Below are 15,510 nucleotides of genomic sequence, written 5' to 3' on the forward strand. Positions count from 1 at the left end.
CGACAATATTGTCGAGCCCCTGCAGCCGTTTGTCGAATCAAATCCCATCAAATAGCTATTAAATATTTGAAATAATATCATATTTTATTGTGGCACGAACTTTGTAGTAGTATTGGGCAAGATTTTGAAAATTCTTACCCCCAAGGAGAAGACTAAAATGAAAAAAACGATGATCAAAATGGCGGTGACCGGTGCAATGGCCGGTTTGATGGCGACCACGGCATGGGCGGGCAATATGGGAACCTCTCAGCCCTATGGCCAGGGATCGGGAATGACGGCTTACGTGATGACCCTGCCGGCCGGCGAGCTGAGCGAGGCCGAAATGGCAACCCTGCTCCACATGCGGGAGGAGGAGAAGCTGGCCCGTGACGTCTACACCACCCTTTACCATACCTGGAACCACTGGGCCTTCGAACGGATCTCCAATAGTGAACAGCGGCACATGGATGCCGTTCTGGCACTGATGGAGAAGTACGATGTGGCCGATCCGGTTACCGATGATGCAACCGGCACCTTTGCAGACGCTGATATGGCAGACCTGTATGAACAGATGGTGGAAACCGGGACCCAATCCCTGGCCGATGCCCTGCGTATGGGTGCGACCATCGAGGACCTGGACATTGCCGACCTGCTGGATGCCATTGATGAAGCCGACGATGAAGATTTGGTGGCCGTTTATCAGAACCTGCTCAAAGGATCCCGCAACCACCTGCGTAGCTTCGTGTACCAACTCGGGGTCCTGGGGGAAACCTATACGCCTCAGTACATTTCAACCGAAACGTTCACGGCCATCGTCACCTCGGCCCGGGAACGCGGTCTGGTGGATGCGGATGGCAATCCTGTGGTTACCGGTAATGGTCAGGGACGCCGCGGCCGTGGCAAGGGCACCGGGGATTGTCCTACCACCATTACCGATGATACGGAAGCGGACACCTCCACAAACCTGTCGGCCATCTTGCCGATCGACCACACACCGCTGTTGGCCCGTGGCGGCAAAGGTGGCGGCGGACGCGGCCCCGGTGACGGCACCGGCAACGGTGGCAAGGGGCCAAAAGATGGCAGTGGCAATGGCCGTAAGCGCGGTACCTGCATCAACACGGATGCGGCGTCTGCGGGTACGGACATGCTCCTGGCCCGTGGCGGCAATGGTGGCGGTGGGCGCGGCCCCGGTGACGGTACCGGAAACGGTGGCAAGGGACCCAAAGATGGCAGTGGCAATGGCCGCAAAAGCGGTACCTGTATCAACACGGATGCGGTGTCTGCGGGTGCGGACATGATCCTGGCCCGTGGCGGTAACGGTGGTGGCGGCCATGGTTCCGGCAATGGCTCCGGAAACGGTGGTGATGGCCCGGGAGATGGCACCGGTAACGGCAGCACCGCCGGTGACTGCTCCAGTGTTTGATGCAGATTTTTCAACCTGGCTTGTGCGATCTTCCGCCGTGGCATCCTCCCCGCAGCGGAAGATCGATATTTTGATGCTTCTGGAATCATGACCGTTCGTGTATATTAGTCGACGTGGGTGCGACAATCCGATTCCAACATGGTGATCCGATGCGGCGTACATTGTTATTTTTAGCGCTGTTGACCGTCTGGACCGCCCTTGCCGGTGGGAATCCCCTTCTGGCAGGTCAGGTGATGCTCGGCCGCGTCCTCTCTATCGACAAGGAGCGAGCAGAGGTGGTGGTGACCCCTGTAGGTGGCGAAGCCAAAGGCGAGGGGATGGTGAACGATCAGGAAATCCGGGTCACGTATCCCCCCGATGGCATCCCGCGCCGGCTGAAAGAAGGCGATTTGGTGCGCATCCGGGGGGATTATTCAACCTCGGACCCATCCCGGTTCGATGCCTCCCACATGGGATACGGCCACGGTCGGGTGGATCCCACCGGGGTGCGCTCCCGCATCGGACGCACCCGCAGGATGGGGCGTGGCGGTGGTAACGGAGGGTGCCAGTGACTTCTGTTGCCCCCTTGCGGCCGTTGTGGAAGACCAATGCCGTAGTGATCACCTTCCTGATTCTGATTTTCCTGGCTTACTACTACTGGCAGATTCGTCAAGCGACCCAGGCGTTCTCCAGCCATGTGCAGGACCATGTGCAGATGGTTGCCGGAGCCATCCGCATGAACGCGGACCGCGCCCTTTTATCCCGGGAAACCATCGAGGAGATCCTGACGACCTTTCTGGGCAGCTCGGCCCGGTTTGTGGATTATCTGGACGCCGTCGAGCCTTTTTCCGATGACGAGCTTGCTGCATTCGCCAGGGAAGCGGGGCTGCTGGGCATCCGGGTGGAGCGTGCTGCTGGGGTTGCCCAGGGCCCGGCCGGCTGGTTCCCGGCCGAGGCAGAGGCTGTCGAATGCACTGAAAACCGCCTGCGCCATTTTGCAGGCCACCATCTCTATCTTTTCAGCGCACCGGCGACCAGAGGTGGCGGCTGCATCCGGGTGGCCCTGGCCGACCGCCGTCTGGCGGAGCTGCAGCAACGGATCGGCCTGGACGCGCTGATCGAACAGATCTCCCGCCTGGCGGGAATTCGCTACATTCACTTCGCCCCCATCGTCGAGGCCGACAAGGCAGATACGGCGCCGCCGGAGGCGATTCCCCAGGTCCGCTTCGAGGGGTCAGGGGAAAACAAAACGGCTCGGGCCACCATGCGGTTGGGCCGGAATCTGTTGGTGGTCGGCGTGGAAGCCAGCCATTTTTCCATAAGGATGACACAACTCCGCCATGAGTTTCTGGCCTTCACGGTAGTGATCGTGGCCCTGGGCCTGCTGTTTTCCTGGCTGCTGAACCGCTTTCAGCGGGCCCACATCGACGCGGTGCAGCGCTTCGAGCAGCGTTTGGCCCGCGAAAAGGAGGACGCCGCCCTGGGCAGGGCCTCCGCCACCATTACCCACGAGATCCGCAACCCGCTCAACGCCATCAGCATGGGGCTCCAGCGCCTGCGTATGGAAGCGGCCGAGCTGACGCCCCAACACCAGGCCCTGCTCGATTCTTTAGGACAGGCCGTGCGTCGTACCGACACCATTGTGGGAGAGTTGAAACGCTACACCCGTCCCCTCTCTCCCCGGCACCAGCCTGTCGAGCCGGGGACGCTGGTGGAGCAGATCCTCATTCTCTACCGGGAAACCTGCGCCGCAAACGGCATCGCGGTGACCGGCAGCGCCCATGACGCCGGCAGTCTTGTGGGCGATCCGGATCTTCTGGCCGAGGTCTTCGAAAATCTGATCAAAAACGCCGTGGAGGCCCAGCCCCAGGGCGGTGATCTGCAGATCAGCGCCTGGCGTACCCAGGAGCAGGCCGTGGTGCGCATGGAAAACGGCGGTTTTTCCAAAGGGGAGGATGTGGCCAGGCGTCTGATGGAACCCTATTTTACCACCAAAACCAGAGGCTCCGGCCTGGGCCTGGCCATTGCCCAGCGCATCGTCCAGGCCCACGGTGGCACCATCACCCTCACCCAGGTTCCTCCGGAGCGGCTGCGCATCGACGTGGCCCTGCCCCTGTTAAAACCACGCCCGGCTGCTTCGGCGGACGCCTGAACGGAAAAGGAGCGCCATGCGGATTCTCATTGTGGATGACGAGCCCCTGCAGCGGGAGTTGCTCAAGGGCTTTCTGGAAAACCAGGGTTACCCGGTCGAGGACGCGGAGGATGGCCCTGCGGCCCTTAAACGCTTTCGGGAGGTCCCTTTTCAGCTGGTGCTCTTGGATCACCGCATGCCCGGCATGACCGGGGACCAGCTTTTGGAAGAGATGAAAGCCCTCAATCCCATGGTACGCAGCATCATGATCACCGCCCACGGCTGTGTGGATACGGCGGTGACGGTGATGAAGCTGGGAGCGGACGATTTTCTGGAAAAGCCGGTGGACCTGACCGATCTTCTTGAGCGTATCCGCCGTATCGAAGAGTCCATCAGCATTGCGGAAGAGGCGGCGGAGGTTTCCGATGCGGCCGAATCCGCACCGCTGCCCCTGCAGGTGATCGGCGACAGCCCGGCCATGCGCGAGGTGCTCTCCCTGGTCAGCCGCGTCGCCCCCACCCGGTGGGCGTCCATTATCACCGGTGAGACCGGCACCGGCAAGGAGCTCATCGCCCGCCTGGTCCACCTGTTGAGCCCCCGGCGGGACCAGCCGTTCATCGAGGTCAACTGCGCCGCCATCCCCGAAAACCTTTTCGAATCCGAACTGTTCGGCCACGAGAAAGGCGCCTTTACCGGCGCAGCATCCCGGCGCAAGGGCCGCTTCGAGTTGGCGGACCAGGGCACCCTTTTTCTGGACGAAGTGGGGGAATTACCCCAGCCCCTGCAAGCCAAGCTATTGCACGCCCTCCAGGAAGGCCGCATTACCCGGGTGGGCAGCGAATCCGACATGGCCGTGGATGTGCGGGTGCTGGCTGCCACCAACCGGGATCTCAAGGCAATGAGCGCCGACGGCCGGTTCCGCGAGGATCTTTACTACCGCCTCAATGTCCTGGAGATCCCCATCCCCGCCCTCCGGCAGCGACGGGAGGATATCCCCGCCCTGGCGGCCTTTTTTCTTGACAAATACAGCGGCCGCCCCATGTCCCTGCATCCCGACGCCCTGGCCACCCTGGTCAAATACAGCTTCCCCGGTAATGTCCGGGAGCTCGAACACCTGATCCAGCGCATGACCACCCTGGTGCGGGGCAGCGTGATCCGTCCCGCCGATCTGCCCCCCGAGGTCCGCTTCCACACGGCCGACGACAAAGGCACTCTCCAAGAGCGTCTGGAGGCGGTCGAGCGGGAGATGCTGATCACCGCCCTGGAAACCCATGACGGGATCCAGACCCGTGCCGCCGAACACCTGGGTATCAGCGAGCGGGTGCTGCGCTACAAGATGAAAAAGTTCAGGATTCAGCGGGAGTAATCAAAGGATCAATCAGATATCAGCAGATCCTCTTATTGCGCCGATCCCGGCGCAGGCTCGCCCTTAACCACAAATCCATACAACTGTGATACCAGCATGCCACCAAACATCAGCAGGCATCCCAACATGCCGCGGCCGGTCATGGTTTCATCCAGGATAAGCCAGCCGCCCACGGCGGCAAATACCGATTCCAGGCTGAGCAGGATGGCGGCATGGGCCGGGTGGGCGTTACGCTGGGCCACCACCTGAAGGGTGTAGGCCACGCCTACGGAAAGCACACCGCCGTAAAGGATTGGCAGCGCTGCGGCCAGGATATCGCTGACTCCGGCCGATTCGATGGCCACTGCCGTCAGCAGGCTGGCAAGCGCACAGGTCATAAACTGGGTGAAGGCCAGCGTCAATGCGTCTGTTTTGGGTGACATCCAACCAATCAAATGGATATGCGTGGCCCAGATCACGGCCCCGATCAATTGCAGCAAATCTCCGAAACCGATCGTCAGGTCTTCGTTGATACTGAGAAAGTACATGCCCACAGCAGCCAGCAGCGCGCCGATCCAGGTACCGGTGTTGGTGCGCTGTCGCCACAACAGGGCCATGATGGGCACGATGACCACATACAGCCCGGTGATGAAGCCGGCTTTGCCTGCGGTGGTATAGATCAGGCCGACCTGTTGAAGTGAAGCGGCGCTGAAAAGGGCCAGACCGGCCAGGCCCCCATAAACGATCACGCTTCCTGTGCTGCGCGGACCAAGGGATTGATTGGCAAAAACCGATTGGTGTCGACGGCGATAGATAAAGGGCACCAGGACGATGGCGCCCAGAAAGAAACGGATGCCGTTATAGGTGTAGGGGCCGACATGATCCATGCCCATCCGCTGGGCCACGAAGGCAAATCCCCAAATGGTGGCGCTGAGGAGGAACAGGAGATCGGATCTGAGGTAATGTGTTCTCACTATTGGTTGCCGAATCCGTTCAGCCCCCCACAATCCGGGCACTGCCAGGTAATCCCGTTGCAGGACAGCCCCCACACATTTTCATACATACAGTCCTGGCACATCATAAAACCGCAACGGCAGGTCCAGCAAAAAGGAAATTCTTTTCCGCAGCAGTGGCAAATTTGGGGTCCTTTTTTACGGCGCCCGTAACGACGCTTCTTTTTTGGTGTCTGATCGTTCATTGTTATCGTTAGTTCGTCCACATCTTGTTGTTTGTAGTGGTTAATGGTACCATGCGCCAAATCAATATTCGATCTCATCTCAAGGCCCATCAAAGAAAAAAATACTTAATGCAGGAGCGCAATCGTGTCAACGCCAATGGATGAAAGCCGGAACAATTCCTCGCCGACCTTGTACCTGATCGACGGCAGTGCATATATTTACCGCGCCTACCACGCGGTCAGAGGGTTGTCCAACAGCACGGGTCTGCCCACCAACGCCACGTTTGGATTCACCCGCATGCTGATCAAGCTCATGGCCGACCGCAAGCCCAGCCACGTGGCCATGTTTTTCGATGCCAAAGGCCCCACATTTCGCCATGAACGCTACACCGAATACAAGGCCAACCGCCCCCCCATGCCCGATGACCTGGTATCCCAACTGCCCTGGATCCATAAAGTCACCGAGGCATTCAACATCCCCATTTTCGAGCAGCAAGGCTACGAAGCCGACGATTTGATCGGCACCCTGGCCCGGCAGGCAGAGGAAAACGGCTTTCAGGTGGTCATGGTCACCGGCGACAAGGACTTCATGCAACTGGTCACCGATCGCTGCACGATCTGGGACCCCATGAAGGACAAGGTCATCGATCCTGCATTTGTCCAGGAATCCTTTGAGCTTACGCCGAGCCAGATGATCGACGTCATGGGCCTGTCCGGCGACACCGCCGACAACATTCCCGGCGTGCCCGGTGTGGGGCAGAAAACAGCGGTCAAGCTGATCAAGACCTTTGGCAGTATGGCCGCCGTGTATGAGGGGATCGATACCATCACGGCCAAGAAACAGCGTGAAAAACTGATTGCCAACAAGGAGCAGGCTCTGCTCAGCCGTGAGCTGGTGACCATCGACCGGCACGCGCCCATCGAATTTAATGCAGACCAGTTGAAAAGTCAGGAGCCGGATGAGAAAGCGCTGGGCAGTCTGTTCGCCGAGCTGGAATTCAGGCAGTTGCAGCAGGAATACGCCCAGAAAGACAAATCCATCGAACGGGACTACCAGGCCATCATGGACGAAAAGGGGCTGGAGGCGCTGTTGGAACAGTTGAAAAACGCCAAGCGCTTCGCCCTGGACACGGAAACCACCGCTACGGATCCCATGCAGGCGCGGCTGGTGGGACTCTCCTTTTGCATCACGCCCGGCCAGGCCTGGTACATCCCGGTGGGTCACAACTATTTAGGGGCGCCGGACCAACTTGACCTGAAAACAGTGCTGGACCGTCTGCAGCCGATTCTTTGCGATCCGACCATCGAAAAGATCGGGCAGAATATCAAGTACGACTGGATGGTACTGCGCCGCCACGGCGCGGACCTTTGTGGGGTGACGTTTGACACCATGATCGCTTCCTACCTCTTAAGTCCCGGCAAGCGTGCCCACGGCCTGGACCAGATCGCCCTGGATTACCTGGGACACAAGAATATCAAATACGAAGAGGTAGCCGGCAAGGGCAAAAACGCCGTCACCTTTGACCAGGTGATGGTTGAAAAGGCGGTGCCCTATGCCTGTGAAGATGCCGACGTCACCCTTTCGGCCTATGAAATATTTCTACCGCTGCTCGAGGAAGGCGGGCTGACCGGCCTGATGAAGGACGTGGAGATGCCGCTGGTGCCGGTCTTGCTGGAAATGGAGATGAGCGGCGTGTGCGTGGATCAGGACAAGCTGCATGACCTGTCCAAATCCTTTGCAGGGCAGCTGGATCAACTGGAAAAAGAAATTCACGCTCAGGCTGGTGAGCCGTTCAACATCAACTCGTCCCAGCAGTTGGGACATATCCTGTTTGAGAAAATGAAGTTGCCGGTACAAAAGAAGACAAAGAAAAAAACCGGCTATTCAACGGATGTGGAAGTCCTCACCACCCTGGCCCGCAAGCATGAGCTGCCGGCTCTGGTACTGCGGCATCGGTCTCTGGCCAAGCTCAAGTCCACCTATGCCGACGCGCTTATCGAACTGATTCACCCGGAAACCAAACGCATCCACACCTCTTTCAACCAGACCGTGGCCGCCACCGGCCGTCTGAGCAGCAGTGATCCCAATCTGCAGAACATTCCCATCCGAACCGAGGAGGGGCGTGAGATCAGAAAGGCCTTCATTCCCCGCAAAGGCTGGCAGCTTCTCTCGGCCGACTACTCCCAGATCGAGCTGCGCATCCTGGCCCACTGCTCAGGCGATCCGATCCTGATCCAGTCCTTTCAGGAAGACGAGGATATCCACAGCCGCACGGCGGCCGAGGTTTTTCAGGTGTTTCCGCAAATGATCACCGACGATCTGCGCCGCCAGGCCAAGGCCATCAACTTCGGCATCATCTACGGGATGAGCGCTTACGGGCTGGCCAAAGACCTTGAGATCAGCAACAAAATGGCCCAGACTTACATCGATCACTATTTTGCCCGCTACCAGGGCGTCAAGGCCTTCATCGATCAAACCATCGAGACGGCTCGCGAAACTCGCCGTACCAGCACCTTGTTAGGGCGCATCCGCCAGTTGCCGGACATTGCCAGCAGCAACCGTAACGTCCGCCAGTTTGCCGAACGCACCGCCATCAATACGCCCATCCAGGGATCGGCGGCCGATCTGATCAAGCTGGCCATGATCCATGTACACCAAGCCCTGCATGAGAAAAAGATGCGCACCACCATGCTGCTGTCGGTGCACGACGAGATGATCTTCGAAGTGCCGCCCGAAGAGCTGGACGATGCCAAGGCCCTGGTTCGCGAAAAGATGGAAGGGGTCTGGGATTTGGCTGTTCCCCTGAAAGTCAATATGGAGAGCGGTGTCAACTGGGCTGAAGCCCATTAGTTAACAAAAGGAGAATAACCATGCAAGCATTCAAATGGACATTTGTGGCCGCATTCGTTGTCATCCTATGTTTCGGCTGCGCCGGACCGCGCATCACCCTGTTTCCCAGTGCGTCGGACCCATTGCGCGAAGTGACGCTGGAAGGCACTGCCGACGATAAAATCCAGGTGATCCCCATCACCGGATTTATTTCCGATACACCCAAGGAGCGCATGGTGGGAACAAAGCCCAGTGTGGTCCAAGAAGTCGTGTCTCATTTGCGTCTGGCTGAAAAAGACGAAAAGGTCAAGGCGGTTTTGCTGAAAATCGACTCCCCCGGCGGCTCCAGCACAGCCAGTGATATTCTTTACCACGAGATTGTCGCTTTCAAGGAACGTACCGGCAAAAAGGTGGTGGTTTGCATGATGAATATCGCCGCCTCCGGCGGCTACTATGTCGCCCTGCCGGCCGAGATGATCATGGCCCACCCCACGACGGTCACCGGATCGGTGGGCGTGATCCTGATACGGCCGGAAGTGTCACAGTTGATGGAAAAAATCGGGGTGGGCGTTCAGGTCAATAAATCCGGCGTAAACAAAGACATGGGATCACCCTTTCGGCCCATCACACCGGCCGAGGAAAACATGCTGCAGGACCTGGCCGATACACTGGGCAAACGCTTTGTCGACCTTGTGGCACAGCACCGGAAACTGGACGGAGAGCACCTGGCCACTGTGGCCGACGCCCGTCTCTTTCTGGCCGATGCAGCGCTCGCCGCCGGAATGATCGACAAAATCGGTTACCTGTCGGATGCCATTGCGCAGGCCAAACAGATTGCCGGGATCGATGCCGATGCCCGGGTGGTCACCTACCGGCGCACTGAATATGCCGACGACAACCTTTACAACACCCTTACCAGCGCCGCCCGAACCGAACCGGTGGCATTGGTCGATATGGGCCCCCTTGCCGACCTTTTCGCCCTGGACGCCGGCTTTTATTATCTGTGGCCCCAGGCGCTTGGATCGCGCTAAGCGCCTGTTTGAAAATTCTGAATCAGGCCTCGAAGAATTCCTCAAAAATTTTTGCGAATGCGTCTGGATCCTCCAGGTTCAGCGAATGCCCGGCATTGGGAATCACTTTGAGCACACAATTGGGAAGCAGCTTGACCATTTCCTCTACATGGGCTCTGGGGATCCATGCATCCGATTCCCCCCACAGGACCAGGTGCGGATGCGTAATTTGTTTGAGCTGATCGGTGAGTTCGCCAGCGTTGAATTCTTTGGCCAGTTGAATGGGGGTGCCAAACCAGATGCCATCACTCAATTTCCTGGTCTTTTCCACGATGGTATGAAACAGCTCTTTTTGGGAATCGGTGGTTTGGCTGGAAAACGACGGCATTTGACCGGGCTTGAGACTGTCGGCATCGAACAGGGTCGGTGTGGTGCCGGCCAGACTAGGTTCATCCAGTCATGGCAGCCCAGGTTGCCGTGCACAAAAACGATTGTTTTGTCACCCGAGCCAAACTCGGCATAGTGGAGCCGGATATCTCCGGCGTTTACAAATGGCATCATACCCTCCTTTAGCGCCTGTTTGATGATAAAAAATGGATCACCACTGACCAAACGGCCACCAGCCACCCAGCGGGTTGAGCAATCCAGTGGCATCGGTTCCCTCCCGGCACACCGCTGCCAGCAGATCGCAAAAAAGGTCGCCGACGATTTGCCGTTTCGTATTTACAATCTGCTCCGGCCTGCTTGAGCGTTGTCAGAAACAGGCTGATGCGGGTCTGCGCGTCCGCCCCCAAGGCATGGGTGGCAAAATAATCGGTGGCAATGGCTTTGATATCCCTGGCATTGTCTAACATATTCACCCCGCACGATAGCTTTTGAAAAAAGGAATGTTGCGTGTGTGATCCCCTTGGCACGGCAAGGCGATCTCATCGGCCTCTGGATCATCGGTGGCCACCCAGACGGACTTGTCGCCCACCCACTTACCGGATTCCACCTGATCGACGAAATCGGCAATCACCCGGCAGGTGATCTCCGGGATTTCAATGGTAAAGGCGTGGCAGACATGCTGCATGAGCATCAGTCTGGAATTGCTGATATGGATGCGCAACAATTCATGGGCCCAGCGCGGGGTCAGGCAGTCGAATTCGCCGTTGAGAATAAGCGTCGGACAGGCGATCTTGCAAAGTTCATGAGTAAACGGCTTAAAATCCCGGATCGATTCCATGAGATTTTGAATGCCGTAAAGGTCATTGTAGGATGCGGCATTACGTTCCAGAAGCGGGATGCTCTCCTGATTCTCGGCCATCCAGCGGGAACTGAAGTTAATGGGAATCAGCAGGCTGACCAGATATTCGAAACCGACATTGACCATCCCGGTGTACAGGTTGCCGCCGATCTTGTACAATTGTGCGTCCATCTGTGTAAAACAGCTCATGGGGATCAAGCCCTTGACCCGCTCGGGATACAAAATGCCGAAACGCAGCACGATGATGCCGCCGAAGGAGACGCCGCCAAGATAGGTCTGCTCGACGTGCAAATGGTCCAGCAAACTGGCCAGGATTTGCGGGTTCTCGTCAAAATCAACGAACAAGACCGGCTTGGAAATTGTATTTCAGGCAGGTTCGATTGCGCACGATCATGTCGTTGATGTCAAAATCCTCGGCCCGGGCAACCAGATTCTCGCCCGCGCCGTTTCGGGGCTGCCAGTAAAACACATCGCCCTTGACATCATCCCAGGCCTGCTGTGAGCGATAGTCAAAAGTCAGGGCGGTGAGGCTCAGGATCGACCAGCCAAACATCAGGCCCTGGCCGGGCTGTTTGTTACGGGGCAGGTGGTAGTAATTTCCCCCGGTGGCGCGCCAGACCGGGTCGGACTGCAGGCCGGCATTCATCAGCAGAAAAATCAAGCGGGCAACGTTGTCGGGCGTCGAGTTGGCGGCAATGGGCATGATGGCATCGACGAATTCAGGATGCAGCAGGGCCCAGACATAACAGACCGATCCGCCCATGGAGCCCCCCCCGTGGCCAGCTTGATCCGGGCGAGGTTCAGCTTGTCCCTGAGCAGCCGATAACTGGCCTGCACCATGTCGAAATAGCTGTATTGAGGAAACCGCATGCCCAGGCCGTCGCTGGGCTTGCTGGCCCCCCACAGGCCGATGGCATCCAAAAGGACCACAAAGAATTGATCCGTATCGATCAGTTTGCCCGGCCCGATTACCGCGCCTTGGCAAAAGGCATTGCCGGGTTGCCCATCCACCCATTTTTCATACACGGAGGTGGAATCTGCCGAATAGTAGCTGTTGACAATTATTGCATTGACAATCTTTCCTTTTTAATCCTTCTTTAGGGTGCCAAGGGCAATGTACCCGATGCGAAGCGACCCATGGCCCAGGGATTCAAGCGTCACGCCGCCGTTGCCGCCACTGGCAAAGGAGGCCGGATCATCAAGATCATATTCACCGCCGATCTTGAAGTTTGGGATCTTGTAGTACTTCTTTAAATGGGCCAGGGACGCGATTTCAGCCGAACGGGTAATCGGCGCATCAAGACCGGTTGTGGCCCAGCCTACCGTTGATAACAAGAGTATTCCCAAGACGGCAATACACCCGAGACAACCCCTCTTCTTCCATGTTGATGCCATACACACGTTCCTTTCCTTTGGTAAATCACCATCAATGATTACACTGACAATTGTTATGGATTGGGCTATCATCGCAGGCATCTTGCAAAAACAGGAAATCGTTCAGCAAAACGGCCTGCCGAACCCGATCTTTAAATGAGACTATTGTTGCAAGGTGGAGAACGTTATTTCATTCAATCATGGGAGGAACTTGACCGGCTACAATCAATAAAACCGCGCCGATTAGCGGAGCAAAGATTGAAACGTATGCTGCCCGGTGTTTAGACATCCATTTTAAAAAAATGAAAAGAGAAGAGTAGATTTTTCTGGTACACTGGCAATACACGTGCCAGAAAATGGATCAATTAATAGAGAGCATGGAATATGGTATGGATGTTGGCAAATTTTTAATGCAGAGGCCAATCCAGCCTAATGGGAAAGAGGCTGAAGTGGCCTTTTGTCCCAGGAATTCATCGTTTGAAACGGATCTGACAATCATTTTTGATAAAGAATTTATATCGACGGCCGATATGTTATCATAAGCAAATCGATCCATGAGGTGCCTCAGATGAATCCCATTTTCAATTCAGAATCGGTTATCCCCTTTTCGAGCGGCCCCTTTGCCACCACCGGAAATGCTCAGCGTCAGCAGACGGTCGTCGGCTCAGCATCCCTTTCACAAAGCACAGATGTGACCCTGACCACCGATGAAGGCGACACTGTCACACTGAACCTGGCATCGTTTGTGGAAACCCATGCCGGTATTGATCAGGGCACGCTTGACCAGGGCGATCGACAGGTGTTTTCCCGGACTACCTATTTTGAATCTTCCCGCCAGGATGAGATGGCCATTGAAATAAACGGCGATCTCAATGCGGATGAAAGGGAAGATATCCGGGCGGCCCTTCAAACCATCGGCACGATGATTGACGATTTTTTAAACGGTAATCTCGATGAAATGGTAAAGGACGCAACCCTGTTGGAGGAGTTGGATACGATTTCCAGCCTGGAGGCGTCATTCTCTTACGATCGTCAGGCCATGGTGGCAACAGAAGAATCCGTCGTCATAGAAAGCGCCATGCATCATGCGCCGCGTGGTCGCCTCCAGGCACTGATGCGTCATATCGACAACTTTTCCGATGACTTGGTTCAGGCCGTCAAGGATTTCGGCGGACGCCAGGATCGACTGGCCACATCCGTTGCCGCCTTGCTGCACAGCCGCCGTGATGAGAACACGGCCAGCCCAACCATGCAGCATCTGACCGACCAGGTTCTGCAAACCACCCGGTCCGCATATATTCAGAAAATGGAATTGGCCAGCATAACGGGTGGCTTTGAATTAGCGGTCAGCGCCTGATTAGTGCCCATCCAGAAATGGCCAATTTGCCCGATATCAGCGTTGCGCGAAAAATTTTATCCTCGGAATATCAACTATATGCCTGTGGTAAAATTTTTCGGGAGGCTTAATCTCAACCAAATTTTCCTATTTCTGGATGGACACTAATTATCCAGCCAATGGATCCATCAATCATCAGAACAAGCGTCCGTGTCCTGAACGGTGGCCGCCTGCTTGACGGTGTCATTCACCGTTCGATAAATGGATTTGAACGCTTCGGGAAAACCGGTCGGAGACAGGCGCCCGGTTTCGATGAATTTGACCACGATCTCCTTGCTTGCCCTTAAAATCTGTTCGTCTTGATTTGCTATCTTTCGCATTCTCACCCACCTTGTCCATTGCTGTCACTGAGTCGTGATTAACTAAACTGGGCGATTGCCGAGCTTGCCGCATGTACAAGGCAGGTGTCTTTCCGCTATAGTCGCCTATGCGGGAAGACATCTAACGCCGTAGATGCGGTGAGACCGGCAACCCCGTCAGAGGTTCAAATTTTGGGACGCAATAATGAGCTATCGTGTTACCATGCTTGCCCATTTTCATGCATACCAAAATTTGAATCGCCCAGTTTAGGCAGGAATCTTGATGTATAACAAGCCCGCTGATCCGGGTCAAAGTTTTTCATGGGTTATTCGGATTCCACCGTCCACCGCTTTTCCACATACCCGATAAAGCTCTTTTCCGTAATGGTGGGAATCTTGTTGGCCAGCTGGACAACGGCGATATGATTGATCATCGGCCGGTGTCCCAATTCGATACCGGTCAGGTCTCCCCGATCCAAAGCGGCTTGCACCAGATGGGCGGGCACGACGCCAAGGCCCAGATGATGCTCGACGGCGGTGATTACCGCCCGCACGCTTTCCACGGATAGGGCGATATCAGGCTTGAACTGAAACAGACCGAAATGATGCTTCGTCCAACTGCGCAAGGCCGGCGCAAAGGGATCATACGCAATGAAGGAAACCTGATCAAAAACATCCGGGATCTTTTTGCCTTTGATCCGCTCCTCGAAAAAAGGCGTCGAACAGACCAGAATCAATTCCTCTGCAACCAGGGGACGCGAACTGAGCCCATGCTTGCCGTCATCATCCAGATCATCAGCGGAAAAAATGTCGGCAAAGGCAAAATCGAGTTTCCCCTGGCGAACAGCAGGCAGGAGGAAACTGGGATGCCCCAGCTGCAAATGGAACCGCACCTCAGGGTGCCGTTTGCGGTACATGGCCATGTACCGGGGCAACACACTTTCACCAAACGCCATTGGGGCACCCAGGCGCAGCAATCCGCGGGGCTTGCCACGGGCGGCCTGAATTTCCTGAAGCCCCTGCTCCAGGCCGACCACAAAAGGCTGCAGGATGGCGAACAAGCGGTCCGCAGCGGGTGTTGCCACCAGTTTGCGCGGCAGGCGGGTAAACAATGGGGTGCGCAGCTCATCCTCCAGCTTCTGGATGTGCTGGCTGACGGCCGACGGACTGAGATGCAACGGCTCGGCCGCGGCGGCAATACTGCCCAACCGATGGACATGATAAAAAACTTTGAGGCGATTGAAATCGGGAAGCATAAGCCACACTGGGTTAACAGATTAAATCAATTAATTTCACTAATGCATCTTCTCCGGCTATAAAG

At 56.5% G+C, this 15,510-nt stretch carries 17 protein-coding genes; 7 read left to right on the forward strand and 10 right to left on the reverse strand.

All coding sequences use genetic code 11. From position 1 onward, the window contains the following. The first annotated feature begins 157 nt into the window (after positions 1–157). From Dvar_RS36960 to Dvar_RS36975, 4 genes are all read left to right on the forward strand, one after another. Entirely contained in the window at positions 158–1,402 is a 1,245-nt protein-coding gene (locus Dvar_RS36960) for a DUF2202 domain-containing protein (RefSeq protein ID WP_419658456.1), read from the forward strand. 149 nt (positions 1,403–1,551) lie between these two features. After that, on the forward strand, positions 1,552–1,953 hold the full coding sequence (locus Dvar_RS36965) for a hypothetical protein (RefSeq protein ID WP_419658458.1): 402 nt from the start codon (positions 1,552–1,554) through the stop codon (positions 1,951–1,953). Then, positions 1,950–3,533, forward strand: coding sequence for a sensor histidine kinase (locus Dvar_RS36970; RefSeq protein WP_419658460.1), 1,584 nt, complete (start codon positions 1,950–1,952; stop codon positions 3,531–3,533). Before Dvar_RS36965 ends, Dvar_RS36970 begins: the two co-directional genes overlap by 4 nt. A 16-nt stretch (positions 3,534–3,549) precedes the next feature. Next, positions 3,550–4,878: a sigma-54-dependent transcriptional regulator gene (locus Dvar_RS36975; protein ID WP_419658462.1), complete on the forward strand. Its 1,329-nt coding sequence runs from the start codon at positions 3,550–3,552 to the stop codon at positions 4,876–4,878. A 32-nt stretch (positions 4,879–4,910) separates the two neighbouring features. Here the strand turns inward: Dvar_RS36975 and Dvar_RS36980 are convergent, their stop codons facing one another. Together Dvar_RS36980 and Dvar_RS36985 are read right to left on the reverse strand one after the other, a co-directional pair. After that, positions 4,911–5,831 (reverse strand): DMT family transporter, encoded by a 921-nt coding sequence (locus Dvar_RS36980; protein WP_419658463.1) that lies wholly within the window; start codon positions 5,829–5,831, stop codon positions 4,911–4,913. Beyond that, positions 5,831–6,133, reverse strand: coding sequence for a hypothetical protein (locus Dvar_RS36985; protein WP_419658465.1), 303 nt, complete (start codon positions 6,131–6,133; stop codon positions 5,831–5,833). The genes Dvar_RS36980 and Dvar_RS36985 overlap by 1 nt, the downstream gene beginning before the upstream one ends. A gap of 46 nt (positions 6,134–6,179) precedes the next feature. Between Dvar_RS36985 and polA the strand changes: the two genes are divergently transcribed. After that, positions 6,180–8,885 (forward strand): DNA polymerase I, encoded by a 2,706-nt coding sequence (gene polA, locus Dvar_RS36990; protein WP_419658466.1) that lies wholly within the window; start codon positions 6,180–6,182, stop codon positions 8,883–8,885. Between the two features lie 20 nt (positions 8,886–8,905). Then, the gene (gene sppA, locus Dvar_RS36995) at positions 8,906–9,895 is read left to right on the forward strand and encodes a signal peptide peptidase SppA (protein WP_419658468.1); all 990 of its coding nucleotides are present in this window, start codon (positions 8,906–8,908) and stop codon (positions 9,893–9,895) included. 22 nt (positions 9,896–9,917) lie between these two features. Here sppA and Dvar_RS37000 read toward each other — a convergent pair whose 3' ends face one another. From Dvar_RS37000 to Dvar_RS37025, 6 genes are all read right to left on the reverse strand, one after another. Then, positions 9,918–10,262, reverse strand: a complete 345-nt coding sequence (locus Dvar_RS37000; protein ID WP_419658470.1) for an alpha/beta fold hydrolase — start codon at positions 10,260–10,262, stop codon at positions 9,918–9,920. 181 nt (positions 10,263–10,443) lie between these two features. Next, complete coding sequence (locus tag Dvar_RS37005; protein WP_419658472.1) at positions 10,444–10,728, reverse strand: hypothetical protein; 285 nt, start codon at positions 10,726–10,728, stop codon at positions 10,444–10,446. Positions 10,729–10,730: 2 nt separating this feature from the next. Beyond that, positions 10,731–11,465 (reverse strand): alpha/beta fold hydrolase, encoded by a 735-nt coding sequence (locus Dvar_RS37010; protein ID WP_419658474.1) that lies wholly within the window; start codon positions 11,463–11,465, stop codon positions 10,731–10,733. Further along, positions 11,455–11,883, reverse strand: coding sequence for a hypothetical protein (locus Dvar_RS37015; RefSeq protein ID WP_419658475.1), 429 nt, complete (start codon positions 11,881–11,883; stop codon positions 11,455–11,457). Before Dvar_RS37015 ends, Dvar_RS37010 begins: the two co-directional genes overlap by 11 nt. Continuing rightward, positions 11,778–12,146: a hypothetical protein gene (locus Dvar_RS37020; RefSeq protein ID WP_419658476.1), complete on the reverse strand. Its 369-nt coding sequence runs from the start codon at positions 12,144–12,146 to the stop codon at positions 11,778–11,780. The genes Dvar_RS37015 and Dvar_RS37020 overlap by 106 nt, the downstream gene beginning before the upstream one ends. Before the next feature lie 60 nt (positions 12,147–12,206). Then, on the reverse strand, positions 12,207–12,515 hold the full coding sequence (locus Dvar_RS37025) for a hypothetical protein (protein ID WP_419658478.1): 309 nt from the start codon (positions 12,513–12,515) through the stop codon (positions 12,207–12,209). Positions 12,516–13,062: 547 nt separating this feature from the next. Here Dvar_RS37025 and Dvar_RS37030 point away from each other — a divergent pair. Next, on the forward strand, positions 13,063–13,851 hold the full coding sequence (locus Dvar_RS37030) for a hypothetical protein (protein ID WP_419658479.1): 789 nt from the start codon (positions 13,063–13,065) through the stop codon (positions 13,849–13,851). A gap of 167 nt (positions 13,852–14,018) precedes the next feature. Here Dvar_RS37030 and Dvar_RS37035 read toward each other — a convergent pair whose 3' ends face one another. Both Dvar_RS37035 and Dvar_RS37040 read right to left on the reverse strand, forming a co-directional pair. Beyond that, a complete protein-coding gene (locus Dvar_RS37035; protein WP_419658480.1) occupies positions 14,019–14,210 on the reverse strand; it encodes a hypothetical protein in 192 nt (63 codons plus the stop codon). Between the two features lie 305 nt (positions 14,211–14,515). Next, on the reverse strand, positions 14,516–15,445 hold the full coding sequence (locus Dvar_RS37040) for a LysR family transcriptional regulator (protein WP_419658482.1): 930 nt from the start codon (positions 15,443–15,445) through the stop codon (positions 14,516–14,518). Between the last annotated feature and the right edge of the window lie 65 nt (positions 15,446–15,510).

The sequence above is a fragment of the Desulfosarcina variabilis str. Montpellier genome, from assembly GCF_048565275.1.
Classification (GTDB): Bacteria; Desulfobacterota; Desulfobacteria; order Desulfobacterales; family Desulfosarcinaceae; genus Desulfosarcina; species Desulfosarcina variabilis.